The following is a 14,580-nucleotide window of genomic DNA, read 5'->3' as shown; positions in this document are numbered from 1 at the left end:
CGGCCCGAGCCGGGCGGGAGGCGCGCTCAGAACTCGCCGCCGAGCCCGGCCCGCACCCCGTGGCCGCCGTCGCCGCCATAGGCGTAGCCGACGTTGATCGCCAGCGGCACGGCGGTCGGCAGGCGGTGCGAGAGTGCCGCGCCGCCGGCCCACTCGCCGCGATAGGTCGCGCTGTTGAGGACCCAGGTGGTGCGGCCGGGTGCCGAGGGCATCGACGCGGTCGGCATCGCCAGCGCCGTGGCGACGCCCTGGCGTGCCTCGCGCCGGGTCTCGGTGGTGTATTGCGACAGGGCGTTCGTGCGCGATTCCAGCGCGCCGACACGGGACTCGACGCCGCCGATCCGCCCTTCCGCCGAGTCGAGGCGGGAGCCGAGGCCGGCGATGGTGCTCGGGCCGTAGCCGGAGGTCGCGAGGTTGCCCGCCGCGTCGGTGGTCACGAACTGCGTCGCGCCGTTCTGGGCCGCGGCGCTCTGCGCCGACGTGATCCCGCCGAGCGTATAGGTGTTCGAGCCGTTGCCGATCGCGACCTGGTTCGTGCGGGTGGTCTGCGCGCCGGGACCGATCGCGATGGTGTTGGCCTGCGTCGCCGAGGCGCTGCGGCCGATCGCGATGGACCCGTCGCCGGCCGCGTTCGCCTCGGTCCCGAGGGCCGTCGCGCTCACGCCGCCCGCCGTGGCGCCGTAGCCGGCCGCGAGCGCGTCAGCGCCGCCGGCGACCGGGAGCGGGAACTGGCTGACGTTGTTGCCGCGAATCGGCAGGTTCTCGGCGTTCGACAGCCGCAGCTCGATCGCCGCGATGCGGGCCGGATCGTACACCGTGCTGCCGCCGCCGCCGGGTCCGGCTCCGCCGCCCGTGCAGGGATTGCAGGCGGTGCCGCCCGTCGTGCCGGTTCCGGTTCCGGTGCCGGCGGTGGTCCCGGTTCCGCCGCCGACCGACACGCCGACGGATCCGATCGTGCCGCCGCCGACCGTGGCGCCAACATTGGCGACGGTGCCGCCGCCGACGGTCGCGCCGACCCCGGCGATCGTGCCGCCGCCGACCGTGGCGCCGACATTGGCGACGGTGCCGCCGCCGACCGTGGCGCCGATATTGGCGACGGTGCCGCCGCCGACGGTGGCACCGACCGTCGCGACTGATCCGCCGCCGACCGTCGCTCCGACGTTGGCGACGGTGCCGCCGCCGACGGTGGCCCCGACATCCGCGACCGATCCGCCACCGACGGTTGCACCGACATTCGCGACCGATCCGCCGCCGACCGTCGCGCCGACGGTCGCGAGGTTGCCGCCGCCGAGGGTCGCATCGACCGTCGCCAGGCTTCCGGCGGTGCTGTTCACGGCCGTGGTCACCGTATCGAGCGCCCCGCGCAGGACCTGGGCCTCGGCCAGGCCCGAAGTGCCGAGGAGCAGAACGCCTCCGAGCAGCGGGATCGCGATCGTGCTGCGCGAGCGGGCCGCTTCGCGACGTGGCGCAGGGGTGGACGTGCGCGCGGAGGCGCGGTTCTGGCGACGAGACATGGGGGCACTCCGACAGGGAACCACGCCGGGAGGCTGCATCGTGCCGAGAACACAACGCACGAGATCCATTGCATGGCTCATGCAATCTGAGCGGGAATGCTTAACGAGGGTTTGAAGTTACAACCGAGAGTTGCTTTTCTTCGCCTGGGCTCAGCGCGCGCCCGACCGTCCGCATTCGGCGCGGCGATCGCTTGCGCGCAGGAGTTTCGGGACGAGATGGGATGACGGGGAGCGAGCCGCGGCGGCCGAGCAGACGCTGCCGCCCTGCGCGGGACGTGATCCCGCTCGCGGCAACCGTCCGACGCAGGAGGCCGATCTCAGCGCCGGCCGCCGCCGCCTTTGTATTTCGGCTTCTGGCCGCCGAGCCCTTGCGTCGAGCGTGGCTTCGGCCGCTCCACCCAGGCGACGGCGCTCGCCGGCAACTCGCGGTCGGTGCCCGGTCCCATGTTGTCGAGGGTCGGCTTCGAGATCCGCGTGCCCGAGCCGCGCGGGGCCTTGCGGCCGTACTTGCCGGCATCGCGCTCGACGTCGGCCTGGCGCGCCATCGGGTCGTCGGAGATCATCAGCTCGGTCGCCTGGAGCCGCTTCAGCTCGTCGCGCAGGCGCGCGGCTTCCTCGAAGTCGAGATCGGCGGCGGCGGTGCGCATCCGCTTCTCGAGATCGGACATCACCGCCTTGAGGTTGTGGCCGACGGTGATCTCCGCCATTCCGGTATCGACCTGGACGTGATCGCGCTCGAACACGCTACTGAGGATGTCGCTGATCCCGCGCTTGACGCTCTGCGGGGTGATGCCGTGCTCGAGATTGTAGGCGAGCTGCTTCTGGCGCCGGCGCTCGGTCTCCGCCATCGCCCGCTCCATCGAGCCGGTGATCTGGTCGGCGTAGAGGATGCAGCGCGCGTCGGCGTTGCGGGCGGCGCGGCCGATGGTCTGGACCAGCGAGGTCTCGGAGCGCAGGAAGCCCTCCTTGTCGGCGTCGAGGATCGCGACCAGCGCGCATTCCGGGATGTCGAGGCCCTCGCGCAGCAGGTTGATGCCGATCAGCACGTCGAAGGCGCCGAGCCGCAGGTCGCGGATGATCTCGATGCGCTCCAAGGTGTCGATGTCGGAGTGCATGTAGCGCACGCGCACCGAGTTCTCGTGCAGGTACTCGGTCAGGTCCTCGGCCATGCGCTTGGTCAGGGTGGTGACCAGGGTGCGGTAGCCGGCCTGCGCCACCTCGCGGACCTCGCCGAGCAGGTCGTCGACCTGGGAGCGGGCCGGGCGGATCTCGATCACCGGGTCGACGAGGCCGGTCGGGCGGATCACCTGCTCGGCGAAGACGCCGCCGGTCTGCTCCATCTCCCACTTGCCGGGGGTGGCCGAGACGTTGACCGTCTGCGGCCGCATCGCGTCCCATTCCTCGAAGCGCAGCGGGCGGTTGTCGAGGCAGGAGGGCAGGCGGAAGCCGTACTCCGCGAGCGTCGCCTTCCGCCGGAAGTCGCCCCGGTACATGCCGCCGATCTGCGGAACCGTGACGTGGCTCTCGTCGGTGAAGACCAGCGCGTTGTCGGGCAGGTACTCGAACAGCGTCGGCGGCGGCTCGCCCGGCTTGCGGCCGGTGAGGTAGCGCGAATAGTTCTCGATGCCGTTGCAGGCGCCCGTCGCCTCGATCATCTCGATGTCGAAGGTGCAGCGCTGCTCGATCCGCTGGGCCTCGATCAGCCGGCCCATCCGGGTCAGCTCCTCGACGCGGCCGTTGAGCTCGTGCTTGATCCCCTTGATCGCCTGCTGCAGCGTCGGCCGCGGCGTGACGTAGTGCGAGTTGGCGTAGACCTTCACGAACTTCAGCTCGTTGATCTTCTTGCCGGTCAGCGGATCGAACTCGACGATGCTCTCGATCTCGTCGCCGAACAGGCCGATGCGCCAGCCGCGGTCCTCCAAGTGGGCCGGCCACAGCTCGATCACGTCGCCGCGCACCCGGAAGGTGCCGCGGGCAAAGTCCGCCTGGATGCGCTTGTACTGCAGCGCCACCAGGTCGGCGACGAGCTGGCGCTGCTCGATCTTCTCGCCGAGCGTCACCGTGAACGACATCGCGGTGTAGGTCTCGACCGAGCCGATGCCGTAGATGCACGAGACCGAGGCGATGATGATGACGTCGTCGCGCTCCAGCAGGGCGCGGGTCGCCGAGTGCCGCATCCGGTCGATCTGCTCGTTGATCGAGGATTCCTTCTCGATGAAGGTGTCCGAGCGCGGCACGTAGGCCTCGGGCTGGTAGTAGTCGTAATACGAGACGAAATACTCGACCGCGTTGTCGGGAAAGAAGCTCTTGAACTCGCCGTAGAGCTGCGCCGCCAGGGTCTTGTTCGGCGCCAGGATCAGGGCCGGGCGCTGCGTCTCCTCGATGATCTTGGCCATCGTGAAGGTCTTGCCCGAGCCGGTGACGCCGAGCAGCACCTGGTCGCGCTCGGCCGCATTCACGCCCTTGACCAGCTCGGCGATGGCGGTGGGCTGGTCGCCGGCCGGCGTGAACTCGGATTCGAGGCGGAACGGCTTGCCGCCCTCGGACTTCGCCGGGCGGTCCGGCCGATGCGGCACCCAGGTCTGCCCGTCGCGGAACAGCGGGTTTCCCTCCTCGAGCAGGCGTTGCAGGGCGTCGACCGTGGCGGAGACGCCGTCGGCGGCGAGCGGGGCCTGGTCCGGCTCGCCCTCGGGGGCGGGGCCGTCCTCGGGTGGGGTCATCCCGAGGGCCTGGGCCAGCGCCGGATCGACCTCGGCGCCCGGTGCGACGGTGAAGCCGCGCTGCGGCGCCTCGCCGAAGCCGGCGGGCTCGGTCGTCGCGCCTTTGGCCGTCGGTTTCGCCTTGGCCTTCGCCGGCTTGCGCTGGCCCGGCCGCGGCAGCTCGGCCGGCCGCTCGGATTTGACCTGCGGCGTGCGGGCGAGGGCGGGGCTCAGCAGCTGCGCCAGAAACGGGTCGAGCGGCTGCACGTCCGGCCGGTCGGCCTTCCCGGTCGCTGAGACGTGCCGGGGCTTCTTGGGAATTGCCATGTGCCAAATATGGCGCGGCCCAGGGCCGGACGGAAGAGGCCCGACGGTCGCTGCCGGGATCCCGCCCCGATACCAGGGGCTCATAAACCGTTCGCCGCTATCGAGGGCTGGGGTCGTCCGCCGCAATGCCGCCGGCTTGCACGATCACACGCGAGCCGTGGGCGGCAGGCCGGCCTGACCGCTGAAAGCTGATGGGATGATGAACTTCGTTCTGGGCGCCGTGGCCGGGGCGCTGATCGTCGGCATCGCGGCGATCGCGGCGGCGCGGAACCCGGAGATCCAGCAGCGGCTCGGCCTGTTTCCGGCCGCGCCGATCACGCTGATGGCGGCCCCTCAGCGGCCGGAGCCGATCTGCCCGCCGCCGCCCGCGGTGGGGCCGACGATCGGAACGCAGGACATGCTGTTCAACAAGCGCCGGTTCTGGTCGGTCGCGCCCTGACCCAACGGCGATGGCCGACGGTGCGCATTCGCTAGCGAGCCTCGGCTCAGACGCTGCTCAACAGGAACATCAGGATCGTCGTGGCCGCCGTGGTGCTGAGGAAGCCGCACAGGGCGGCGGCGAAGGACGGGCCGGTGGCGGCGGTGAAGGTCTGGATTTCGGTGGTCATGACGGCTGGCCTTGTCGGCGACGTGCTGCGTCGCGTTCGATGGGACGATGCTCGGAACGGAGAAGCTTTGCGGTGCGAACGCGCACCCGGTCAGTCGCAGCGGTTGACTTGCTTGGCGATGCGAAGGTTTCGCAGCTCGGTGCGAAGATCGATCGCGACGACGCCGGCACCGCAATCCTCGAAGGCATCGCGGGCCTCGTTGTAGCGGTCCCCGATCTCGTCGAGGGTGTCGCAGACCCGATCGTGGTTGCCGAGGCGGGCTTCCTGACGGGCCTGGTAGCGGAGGGCGGACGCCTCATCGACCTTGGCGCGGCCTTCGAAGCAGGAGGGCGCGGCGAATGCCGGGCCGAGGCAGAGAACGAGGCCGAACGCGGCCAGTATCGTGGTCTTGGTTCGGGTCATGGGCCACCGTGAAGACAATCACGCGAGCGGTACGCTGGAAGAGGCAAAGTATTCGACCGGTGTCGTTCAACCCCCGGTTACGTGCGCTCAACGGCGGAGCTAGGCCGATGGTTCCGCTTTCGCTGCGCTGCGGCCGCGGCGCGAAACCAGGATCGCGGCGAGGTCGACCGGCGCGAAGCCCTGCGCGTCGACGCCGACGTCGTACTGCTTGGGCGCGGTACGGAGCTGCCCGTGCGAATGGCCGTGCAGATTGAGAACGCCGCGGCCGATGCCGTTCCAGGTGCGGAAGGCGTAGTGGCACAGCACCAGGCCGCGGCCGTCCACCGCGATCTCGGCATAATGCGCGATCGAGGTCCAACCCGGCGCATCGAGCGTATCGGGCCCGTCGTTGTTGCCGACGATCAGGTGCTTCTCTCCGTTCAGGCCGGCGAGGATCGCGTGGACCCGCTCCCGCGGCGGCCCGAGGGCGAAGTCTCCGAGATGCCAGACGGTGTCGTCGGGCGCGACGACGCGATTCCACGTCGCGATCAGCGCGGCATCGTGCGCGGCGAGGTCGGGAAACGGCCGGCGGTCGAGCCGCAGGATGCGCGGGTCGCCGAAATGCGTATCGCTCGTGAAATAGACCGCCACCGCCCGCCTCGCTGCGCCAGACCGCACGCGGTCTCGTGTCCGATCCGGCCCGCCTCGCGCAAGGGGCGTTGGGATCGGTGCGACACCCCACCCTGTTTCGGCGAAGCGCCGGAACGGGGCTTGCGTGCCCCGGAGCGGAAAGCTAAGACCCGCGGACCCTTCGGGGTGTCGGCGGCCCAACGGCATGCCGACGCGAGAGCGGACGTGACGGAGTATAGCGCAGCCCGGTAGCGCACCTGTCTGGGGGACAGGGGGTCGCAGGTTCAAGTCCTGCTACTCCGACCAACAAAACGGGACGTCGGTCGAAGGATCGATGTCGCCGCTCTGAGGAAAGGCCGGGGCCGAGCAGGCCCCGGCCTTTTTTCGTGGTCGTGGGGCCGGCCGTTCGGGTCCGCATCCCGAGAGGCCTTGGGGACGCGGAAGCCTCGAAGGCGCCCGCCGGAGGCCGCGCGATCGTCCCGACGCCCCGTCCGACGCCCGATCGCGCGGAGACCTCGGGACGAGGGCTGACTCGCGAAGCGTTGAGCCTCAGCTCTTCTTTCGGAACGCGTCGAGGCTGACGACCTCGGCGCTGGCCTCGTTGCCGTCGGCGTCCTTCTTCGCCGCCTTGGCCGCGACGCGCGGCTCCTTCTCGTCCGCCTTGCCGCCGTTCTGCGCGGCGGGGAGGGCGGGGATGGTCTTCGGCGCGGTGCTGCCGATCGCCGCCAGGCCGGTGCCGGGCGTCACCGATTTGGGCTTCATCTCGGTCGGCTCGGAGGCCGCGCCGCGCGGGCCGGCCTTCGCGTTGCTCGGCGCGGGCTCCTCGCCGGAGGCCTCCGCCGTCTCGTTGAGGTCGAACTTCAGGCCGAACTGCACGGACGGATCGAAGAACCCCGACAGCGCATCGAACGGCACCAGCAGCCGCTCGGGAACGCCGGAGAAGGACAGCCCGACCTCGAAGCTGTGCTCGGTGACGCCGAGGTCCCAGAACTGGTGCTGCAGGACGATCGTCATGTCCTGCGGGTACTTCTCGCGCAGGGCCTGGGACATCCGCACGCCCGGGGCTTCGGTGCGGAAGGAGACGTAGAAGTGGTGCTCCCCCGCCAAGCCCTCGCGGGCGGCGTCGGTGAGCACCTTGCGCACGACGCCGCGGAGGGCGTCCTGAACCAGGAGATCGTAGCGGATCAGGTCGTCTGCCATCTGCGGTCGCTCTGTGCGGTCTGCCCGACGACCTGTCGCGCGGGACGCGCACCAAATCGGATGAGGAAGGAAGGCGGCTTCCGTCGCCGGAGGCCGGGTATCGAGCGGCCGACGCGCGGAACCGCGTCAGGCTGCCGACCACCGCGCCGGCGGACCCGTCCGGCCGTCCCGCCCGGCAGCGCCATCGTGTCCGAGGGCGGGGGGCTACGGCGAACGGAACGGATCCGATAGGTTCGAAGTGACCGGCGCGTCGCGAAGACCGTTCGTCGCCGTTCCGGCCTTTCGACCGGTGAGAAGAACATAGTGGGGATCGCCACGGTTTTGAAGCCCGATCATGGTGTCCCGCCCATCGAAGCCGCCGCACCGTCCGAACCGGACCGCCGATGGGTCTCGGCCGGCCGCCTCGGCGTGAACCTGGTCGTGCTGGCCGGGATGCTCCTGCTCTACCTCGCGGCGGCGAGCCTGATGGCGCTGGCCGCAGTCCGGGTCGGCGCCGACCTGCTCGCCGGGATCGATCCGTTCCTCGACGCGGCGCGGCGGCCCTATCTCGGCGCCACCGAGCTCGCCCGCCGCGAGCTCGCCGTCGACGTGCTGCGGCAGGTCTTCCTCGCCGGCCTCGTCGTCGCGGTCGCCCTGCGCCGCGACGGCACCGGGTGGCGCAGAAGGCTCGCCCTCGATCGCGAGCGGCCGAACGGGATGCGGCCGCGCACGCTGCTGCTGATCCTGCTGCTGTGGCCGGCCGTGCACATCGCCTGGGTCACCGGCACCGCGGAGGCGTTCGGCGCGGCCTTCGGCAACGGCGTTCGCCTGTCGCCGATGCTGAGCCCGGCCGCCGTGGCGGCGTGGCTCGGCTACGTCGTGGTGCTGGCGCCCGCCGCCGAGGAGATGCTGATGCGCGGGGAGGGCTTCGCCGCCGCCCGCCGCTTCCTGCCGCCGGCCGCGACGATCCTCGTCACGGCTTTGCTGTTCGCGATGGCGCACGTCTCGGCCTGGGGATTCGCCCGCCCGGTCTCGCTGGCGCCGCTGGCGCTGATGCTGGGCTGGCTGCGCTGGCGCACCGGCCGGCTCTGGCCGTGCATCGCGCTCCACGGCTGGAGCAACCTCGCGCTGATCGCCTACGTGCTGTGGCCGTGACGGCGCGTCAGGCGGGCCGGTTCGCCAGGGCTTCGCGCACGGTGCTCGCGACGGAGCCGTTGCGCAGGTCGCGCGGGATCAGGATAGCGTCGGGGAGGAGGTGCGAGGCATCGCCCGACATCTCCTCGTAGAGATCGCTGGCCAGGACGATGCGCAGGCCCGGGCGCAGGGCGCGGGCCTCGACAGCGAGCCGCGAGCAGCAGAGCGCGCCTTCGAGCCCGACATCGGCGACCAGCACGTCGACCGGAAGGCCGAGGACGAGGACGGTGAGGGCGTCGACGCCGCTGTCGCAGGCCGTCGCCTGGAAGCCCGCGCGGCGGACCTGATTGGAGACCTCGTCACGCCAGCGCTTCTGCCGGCCGGCGACGAGAACCTGGATCCCGTAGCAGCCCCCTGTGGGCTGGGTCGGGCTCACGAGCGTCGTTCCGCTGGTGGGTTGCGGCATTCCGCGTTCGACTCGGCGTTCGCGTTGCATCGCAGCATGCTAGGCCGGGAAGCAGCGGTCGCGCAAGCCCCACGCCGCGTTTGCGCCGTATTTCTGAGCGCACCCGCCCAGGAAGCAGGCATGCGCCGGGATCGGGCAGGCGGTTGACCGAGGCCGGGCTGGCGGGGCAACAGGGCCGCGTCGCGGGCGACGCCGCGAGCGCACGGAGATGGTTTCGATGTCGTCCGCAAAATCGCCCCCCGTCTCCCCCCTCGCGCCGGCCTCGACGCCGGCGCTGCCCCCGATCCGCGGCGTCGCCCTCGCCACCGCGCAGGCCGGGATCCGCTATTCCGGCCGCACCGACGTGCTCTATGTCGGCCTCGACGCCGGCACCGCCGCCGCCGGCGTGTTCACCCGGTCGCGCTGCCCGTCGGCGCCGGTCGACTGGTGCCGCGAGGCGCTCGCCGGTGGCGCGGCGCGCGTGCTGGTCGTGAACTCCGGAAACGCCAATGCGTTCACGGGATCGCGCGGCCGGGATGCGGTCGCGCTCACGGCACGGATCGCGGCCGCTGCGGCCGGCTGCGCCGAGACCGAGGTGTTCATCGCCTCCACCGGCGTCATCGGCGAGCCGCTGGACGCCACCAAGTTCGAGGGCGTGCTCGCCGATTGCGCCGGGCGCTTGGTGCCGGGCGCCGAGGCCTGGGAGGCCGCCGCCCGCGCGATCATGACCACCGACACCTTCCCGAAATGCGCGACGCGGACCGCCGAGATCGACGGGGTCGCGGTCACGATCAACGGCATCGCCAAGGGCGCCGGGATGATCGCGCCGGACATGGCGACGATGCTGGCCTTCGTCTTCACCGACGCGGCGCTGCCGCAGCCGGTGCTGCAGGCGATGCTGGCGGAAGGCACGGGCAAGAGCTTCAACTGCGTGACGGTCGACGGCGACACCTCGACCTCCGACACGCTGATGCTGTTCGCCACCGGCAAGGCGGCGACCGCGCCGGTCGCGGACGCCGCCGACCCGCGGCTCGCGGGCTTCCGCGCGGCGCTGGACGACCTCCTGATCGAGCTGGCGCAGCTCGTGGCCAAGGACGGCGAGGGCGCCCGCAAGTTCGTCACCGTCGAGGTCGGCGGTGCCGAGAGCGACGCCTCCGCCCATCGCATCGCGATGTCGATCGCCAACTCGCCGCTGGTGAAGACGGCGGTCGCGGGCGAGGACGCCAATTGGGGCCGCGTGGTGATGGCCGTCGGCAAGGCCGGCGAGCCCGCCGACCGCGACCGCCTCGCGATCTGGTTCGGCGACGTGCGCGTGGCGGTGGCCGGCGCCCGCGACCCGGATTACAGCGAGGATGCCGCGAGCGCCGTGATGCGCGAATCCGACGTCACCGTCCGCGTCGATCTCGGGCTCGGAACGGGCATGGCGCGGGTCTGGACCTGCGACCTGACCAAGGGCTACATCGAGATCAACGGGGATTACCGCTCGTGAAGGGCCGCGACCGCGCGCTTCTGGCCTGGGCCGCCGTGATCCTGCCCGTCGTCGCGTCGTTGCCGGCGCGCGCCGAAGACGAGGCCTGCCGCCGCGGCATCAGCGTGACCGGGCGGGCGCACGCGATACAGGCCCCCGACTTCGCCGAGGTGACGATCGGCGTCGAGGCCCGGGCGGGCAACGCCGCGGCGGCCCTGGACGTGACCTCGAAGGGGGTCGCGGGCATCGTCGCCCTCGGACGCGATCTCGGCATTCCGGCCGGCGACGTCGGGACCGCCGCGGTGGTGCTTGAGCCGGCCACGCGCACCGTCACTAGGCCGAACGGCACCAGTCAGGACGAGCCCGACGGCTACCGGGCGTCGAACCGCGTGACCGTGCGCCTCGCCGACATGGGCCGTCTCGGCGACCTGCTGCGGCGGGCGCTGGAGGCAGGCGCCAACCGGATCGACTCCATCGGCTTCGGTCTGACCGATCCCGACCGGGTCGAGGCGGCCCTGCAGGTCGAGGCCGCCAGGAACGCCCGCACGCAGGCCGCGTCCCTCGCCGAAGCCGTCGGCGCGCGTCTGGGAGGCTTGTGCTCGCTCTCCACGAGCCGCACCGCCGTCCCGATGGCGATGCAGGCGAGCCGCGCCGCCGCGGCACCTAAGCGGGTGCCGATCGAGGCCGGGACGATCGGCAGCTCGGCCGAGGTCACCGCCACCTTCGCGATCGAGCGATGAGCGGCGCCATGACGGCGCCGGTGCGCCTGCTGCTCGTGGTCGCCGTGGCCTTGGTCGATCACGACGGCCGCGTGCTGGTGAGCGAGCGGCCGCCCGGCAAGCAGCTGGCCGGCCTGTGGGAGTTTCCCGGCGGCAAGGTGGAGGCGGGCGAGCGCCCCGAGGCGACGCTGATCCGCGAGCTGGCCGAGGAGATCGACATCCGGGTGGAGGAGCCGTGCCTGGCGCCGCTCACCTTCGCGAGCCACGCCTATCCTGACTTCCACCTGCTGATGCCGCTCTACGTCTGCCGGCGCTGGAACGGCACGCCGCGCCCGCTCGAGGGCCAGGCGATCAAGTGGGTGCGCCCGCGCGACCTGCGCGAGCTCGCGATGCCGCCGGCCGACGAACCGCTGATCCCCTACCTGATCGACCTGCTCGGCCCTTGAAAGCCTTAGCGGAAGCCGGCCACGCGGCGGTCGCGCTTGCGCTCGGCCGCCGGCTGGTAGGCGATCTGGGCGTGATGCGTGCAATAGGGCAGCCCGGTGATCGAGCGGGCGCCGCAGAACCCGAATTCCGGCGTGGTCGGGTCGCCGATGGGCCAGCGGCACATCGATTCGCGCAGATCCATGATCGTCACGCGCTGCGAGGCGGCGAGCGCCACCGGCTCGGGCGCGGCGGCCGGAACCGGAAAGTCCGGCGCGGGCCGGTGCGCGAGGATCGCCACCGGCTCGGGAGCCTCGGCCTCGACCACCGCGATCGCCGTCTCGATCTCGACTTCCTGCGCCGGCTTGCGCCGGGCGGCCGCGACGTCCTCGGCCGGCTTGATCACGCGGCCCGAGAGGCCGAGCCGGTGCACCTTGCCGATCACCGCGTTGCGGGTGACGCCGCCGAGCTGCGCCGCGATCTTGCTCGCGCTCTGGCCGTCTTCCCACAGCTGGCGCAGCAGCGTCACGCGCTCGTCCGTCCAACTCAAGATTGTGTCCATGGTCTCGCCCCTCCCGATCTAGACCCGCGGACTGCCCCGGTCCCCCGCAGTCAAGGCGCGGATCGGGCGCGACCTGTCCCCGCTGACCGGCTGGTCCCGAAAGTCGGGACGAGGCCGGTCCGAAGCCCGTCGTGCGCGCCGCTGGTCATAGCCGCCATACCCCCCCTGAGGCATCCGGCGACGAGGGCAACCTACAGGACCGTTCTCCGCCGATGCAAGGCCGGCGGAAGCGGAGCCGTGGCTGTCCACCGCCCATTGTCCGGGCGGCGACGACCGCGGTTCCCGTGCGCCGGGTGTGACCCGGCCGCATCACCGCCGGCGGCAAGGCCGCGTTGCGGTCGCCCGGCCGGAACGCTAGTATGGTCAAGCTCGTTCGCATGCCGTGACGGCCCGGATCGGGCGTGGGATTTTTTGACGATGTCGCGTCGATACGGTTGGCTGCGCGGGTGCCTCGCCCTCGCTGTTGCGGCCCAGCTTGCCGCCTGCTCCTCGGTGCCGAGGATCCCGTACACCGCCGCCGAGGCGGCGGTCGCGGGCGTGCCGGGCATTCCCGGCGCCCGCGTGTTCTCGGACGCCTCGGTCGAGACCTTCACCGAGATGGCGTCGACGCCGCAGAACAAGCGCCAGGGCTTCAGCTACCTCGCCCTGTCCGGCGGCGGCGGCGACGGCGCCTACGGCGCGGGCGTGCTGAACGGCTGGTCGGCCTCGGGCACGCGGCCGGAATTCTCGCTCGTCTCCGGCGTCAGCACCGGGTCGCTGATCGCGCCGTTCGCCTTCCTCGGCTCGTCCTACGATTCCTACCTCACCGACATCTACACCAGCGGCATCGCCAGCACCCTGGTGCAGAGCCCGAGCGTCGTGAACGTGCTGTTCGGCTCCGGCCTGTTCGGCGACGGCCGCCTGCGCAACCTCGTCGGGCGCTACGTCAACACCGACCTGCTCGCCGCCATCGCCGCCGAGCACGCCAAGGGCCGACGCCTGCTGGTGGTGACGACGAACCTCGACAGCCAGCGCGCCACGATCTGGAACATGGGCGCCATCGCCGCGAGCGGCGCGCCCAACGCGCTCGACCTGTTCCGCGACGTTCTCACCGCCTCGGCCAGCATCCCGGCGGTGTTCCCGCCCCAGCTCATCGACGTGCAGGCCGAGGGACGCGCCTTCCAGGAGCTGCACGTCGACGGCTCGGTGGTGACGCCGGTCTTCACCCTGCCGCAGGCACTGCTGCTGCGCGACAAGCGCCTCGCGACTGGTCAGAAGGGCCGGATCTACGTGATCATCAACGGCCGCCTCGAGCCCGAGTTCGACGTGGCGCAGAACAACACCCTGGCGATCGTCGGGCGCTCGTTCACCACGGCGAGCCGCGCCCGCAGCCGCCAGACGCTGGCGGCGACCTACGCCTTTGCCCGCGAGAACGGCGTCGGCTTCAACCTCACCTACATTCCCGAGGACGGCCCCAAGCTGACGACGCCGGACGGCTTCGACACCACCTACATGCGCAACCTCTACGAGGCCGGCTTCGAGCGCGCCAAGACCGGGCGGTTCTGGGAGAGCACCGTGCCGGCCGCGCCGCTGACCAAGGCGATCGCCAGCGCGGCGACCCGGTAGGCCTCGGCGCGCTCGCACATCGTGCTGCAGTGCGGTAGGGAGTGGGGGAGCGCCCCCGCTCCCGGCCCGTGACCCCCCATCATGCTGCAGATCGAAGACCTCACCTTCAACATGTGGGGGCGGCGCTTCTTCACGAAGGCCAGCGTGGCGATCCCGCCGGGGGGCAAGGTCGGCATCGTCGGCCGCAACGGCGTCGGCAAGTCGACGCTGTTCAAGATCATCCTCGGTGCGTTCCAGCCGGATTCCGGAACGGTGTTCCTGCCGAAGACGGCGCGCATCGGCTCGGTCGACCAGGAGCACCCGGCGACGCCGGTCAGCCTGATCGACACGATCCTCGCGGCCGACGTCGAGCGCGACGGCCTCTATGCCGAGCTGGAGACCGCCGAGCCCGAGCGCATGGGCGAGATCTACGGCCGGCTGATCGAGATCGACGCCGACCGGGCGCCCGCCCGCGCCGGCGAGATCCTGGCCGGCCTCGGCTTCTCGGTGGCCGACCTCGAGCGGCCGATGTCGGAGTTCTCCGGCGGCTGGCGGATGCGGGTGGCGCTCGCCGCCGCCCTGTTCGCCGCCCCCGAGATGCTGCTGCTCGACGAGCCGACGAACTATCTCGACCTCGAAGGCGCGCTCTGGATCGAGGCGCGGCTCAAGCGCTACCCGCACTCGGCGCTGATCATCAGCCCCGACCGCGAGCTGCTGAACAACTCCGTCGACGCGATCCTGCACGTCGCCAACGGGCAGCTCGAGCTCTATACCGGCGGCTACGACGACTTCGAGCGGCGCCGCGCCGAGAAGGCGAGGCTCCAGCTCTCAGCCAAGGCCAAGCAGGACGCCGAGCGCGCCCACCTGCAGAGCTTCATCGACCGCTTCAAGGCCAAAGCCTCGAAGG

15 protein-coding genes and 1 tRNA gene are annotated in these 14,580 nt (G+C 71.5%); 8 read left to right on the top strand and 8 right to left on the bottom strand.

Going from position 1 to position 14,580, the window contains the following annotated elements; translation table 11 throughout:
• Nucleotides 1-26: 26 nt before the first annotated feature.
• Together MKK68_RS00510 and uvrB are read right to left on the bottom strand one after the other, a co-directional pair.
• Nucleotides 27-1,514, bottom strand: a complete 1,488-nt coding sequence (locus MKK68_RS00510; RefSeq protein WP_244027522.1) for a hypothetical protein — start codon at nt 1,512-1,514, stop codon at nt 27-29.
• 317 nt (nt 1,515-1,831) lie between these two features.
• Nucleotides 1,832-4,540, bottom strand: coding sequence for an excinuclease ABC subunit UvrB (uvrB, locus tag MKK68_RS00505; RefSeq protein ID WP_244027520.1), 2,709 nt, complete (start codon nt 4,538-4,540; stop codon nt 1,832-1,834).
• Nucleotides 4,541-4,736: 196 nt separating this feature from the next.
• Here uvrB and MKK68_RS00500 point away from each other — a divergent pair, with 196 nt between their 5' ends.
• Nucleotides 4,737-4,979, top strand: coding sequence for a hypothetical protein (locus MKK68_RS00500; RefSeq protein WP_147729112.1), 243 nt, complete (start codon nt 4,737-4,739; stop codon nt 4,977-4,979).
• 46 nt (nt 4,980-5,025) lie between these two features.
• Here MKK68_RS00500 and MKK68_RS29345 read toward each other — a convergent pair whose 3' ends face one another.
• From MKK68_RS29345 to MKK68_RS00490, 3 genes are all read right to left on the bottom strand, one after another.
• Nucleotides 5,026-5,148, bottom strand: a complete 123-nt coding sequence (locus tag MKK68_RS29345) for a hypothetical protein (protein ID WP_279605141.1) — start codon at nt 5,146-5,148, stop codon at nt 5,026-5,028.
• Nucleotides 5,149-5,238: 90 nt separating this feature from the next.
• Nucleotides 5,239-5,550, bottom strand: a complete 312-nt coding sequence (locus MKK68_RS00495; protein ID WP_147842294.1) for a hypothetical protein — start codon at nt 5,548-5,550, stop codon at nt 5,239-5,241.
• Between the two features lie 99 nt (nt 5,551-5,649).
• Complete coding sequence (locus MKK68_RS00490; RefSeq protein WP_147729110.1) at nt 5,650-6,180, bottom strand: metallophosphoesterase; 531 nt, start codon at nt 6,178-6,180, stop codon at nt 5,650-5,652.
• Nucleotides 6,181-6,388: 208 nt separating this feature from the next.
• Between MKK68_RS00490 and MKK68_RS00485 the strand changes: the two genes are divergently transcribed.
• A tRNA-Pro gene (locus MKK68_RS00485) sits at nt 6,389-6,465 on the top strand.
• Nucleotides 6,466-6,708: 243 nt separating this feature from the next.
• Here MKK68_RS00485 and MKK68_RS00480 read toward each other — a convergent pair.
• Entirely contained in the window at nt 6,709-7,359 is a 651-nt protein-coding gene (locus tag MKK68_RS00480) for an SspB family protein (RefSeq protein WP_147729109.1), read from the bottom strand.
• Between the two features lie 303 nt (nt 7,360-7,662).
• Here MKK68_RS00480 and MKK68_RS00475 point away from each other — a divergent pair, with 303 nt between their 5' ends.
• Nucleotides 7,663-8,493 carry a CPBP family intramembrane glutamic endopeptidase gene (locus tag MKK68_RS00475; protein WP_244027517.1) on the top strand — a complete coding sequence of 277 codons (831 nt, stop codon included), beginning with the start codon at nt 7,663-7,665 and terminating at the stop codon, nt 8,491-8,493.
• 7 nt (nt 8,494-8,500) lie between these two features.
• Here MKK68_RS00475 and MKK68_RS00470 read toward each other — a convergent pair whose 3' ends face one another.
• Nucleotides 8,501-8,938, bottom strand: coding sequence for a histidine kinase (locus MKK68_RS00470; protein ID WP_244027515.1), 438 nt, complete (start codon nt 8,936-8,938; stop codon nt 8,501-8,503).
• A 217-nt stretch (nt 8,939-9,155) separates the two neighbouring features.
• Between MKK68_RS00470 and argJ the strand changes: the two genes are divergently transcribed.
• From argJ to MKK68_RS00455, 3 genes are read left to right on the top strand one after another with little or no spacing between them, the layout of a single operon-like run.
• Complete coding sequence (gene argJ / locus MKK68_RS00465) at nt 9,156-10,406, top strand: bifunctional glutamate N-acetyltransferase/amino-acid acetyltransferase ArgJ (RefSeq protein WP_244027514.1); 1,251 nt, start codon at nt 9,156-9,158, stop codon at nt 10,404-10,406.
• Entirely contained in the window at nt 10,403-11,125 is a 723-nt protein-coding gene (locus tag MKK68_RS00460) for an SIMPL domain-containing protein (RefSeq protein ID WP_244027512.1), read from the top strand. Before argJ ends, MKK68_RS00460 begins: the two co-directional genes overlap by 4 nt.
• An 8-nt stretch (nt 11,126-11,133) precedes the next feature.
• Nucleotides 11,134-11,550 (top strand): (deoxy)nucleoside triphosphate pyrophosphohydrolase, encoded by a 417-nt coding sequence (locus MKK68_RS00455; protein ID WP_147727255.1) that lies wholly within the window; start codon nt 11,134-11,136, stop codon nt 11,548-11,550.
• Between the two features lie 5 nt (nt 11,551-11,555).
• Here MKK68_RS00455 and MKK68_RS00450 read toward each other — a convergent pair whose 3' ends face one another.
• On the bottom strand, nt 11,556-12,089 hold the full coding sequence (locus tag MKK68_RS00450) for a GcrA family cell cycle regulator (RefSeq protein ID WP_147842297.1): 534 nt from the start codon (nt 12,087-12,089) through the stop codon (nt 11,556-11,558).
• Between the two features lie 417 nt (nt 12,090-12,506).
• On the opposite strand from MKK68_RS00450, the gene MKK68_RS00445 reads away from it, so the two are divergent.
• Nucleotides 12,507-13,694 (top strand): patatin-like phospholipase family protein, encoded by a 1,188-nt coding sequence (locus MKK68_RS00445; protein WP_244027510.1) that lies wholly within the window; start codon nt 12,507-12,509, stop codon nt 13,692-13,694.
• 81 nt (nt 13,695-13,775) lie between these two features.
• The coding region (locus MKK68_RS00440; protein WP_244027508.1) for an ABC-F family ATP-binding cassette domain-containing protein at nt 13,776-14,580 on the top strand (805 nt) is incomplete at its 3' end.

The sequence above is a fragment of the Methylobacterium sp. E-016 genome (genome assembly GCF_022829745.1).
Classification (GTDB): domain Bacteria; phylum Pseudomonadota; class Alphaproteobacteria; order Rhizobiales; family Beijerinckiaceae; genus Methylobacterium.
The sequence above is the reverse complement of the archived record's forward strand: the minus strand, read 5'-3'. Positions and strand labels throughout refer to the sequence as shown.

Excerpts from the sequence above, each read along its gene's own strand:
- MKK68_RS00455 (WP_147727255.1), top strand. The coding sequence starts at position 11,134 with ATGACGGCGCCGGTGCGCCTGCTGCTCGTGGTCGCCGTGGCCTTGGTC.
- MKK68_RS00500 (WP_147729112.1), top strand. The coding sequence starts at position 4,737 with ATGATGAACTTCGTTCTGGGCGCCGTGGCCGGGGCGCTGATCGTCGGC.
- MKK68_RS00510 (WP_244027522.1), bottom strand. The coding sequence starts at position 1,514 with ATGTCTCGTCGCCAGAACCGCGCCTCCGCGCGCACGTCCACCCCTGCG.
- argJ (WP_244027514.1), top strand. The coding sequence starts at position 9,156 with ATGTCGTCCGCAAAATCGCCCCCCGTCTCCCCCCTCGCGCCGGCCTCG.
- uvrB (WP_244027520.1), bottom strand. The coding sequence starts at position 4,540 with ATGGCAATTCCCAAGAAGCCCCGGCACGTCTCAGCGACCGGGAAGGCC.
- MKK68_RS00480 (WP_147729109.1), bottom strand. The coding sequence starts at position 7,359 with ATGGCAGACGACCTGATCCGCTACGATCTCCTGGTTCAGGACGCCCTC.
- MKK68_RS00470 (WP_244027515.1), bottom strand. The coding sequence starts at position 8,938 with ATGCCGCAACCCACCAGCGGAACGACGCTCGTGAGCCCGACCCAGCCC.
- MKK68_RS00450 (WP_147842297.1), bottom strand. The coding sequence starts at position 12,089 with ATGGACACAATCTTGAGTTGGACGGACGAGCGCGTGACGCTGCTGCGC.
- MKK68_RS00495 (WP_147842294.1), bottom strand. The coding sequence starts at position 5,550 with ATGACCCGAACCAAGACCACGATACTGGCCGCGTTCGGCCTCGTTCTC.
- MKK68_RS00445 (WP_244027510.1), top strand. The coding sequence starts at position 12,507 with ATGTCGCGTCGATACGGTTGGCTGCGCGGGTGCCTCGCCCTCGCTGTT.
- MKK68_RS29345 (WP_279605141.1), bottom strand. The coding sequence starts at position 5,148 with ATGACCACCGAAATCCAGACCTTCACCGCCGCCACCGGCCCGTCCTTC.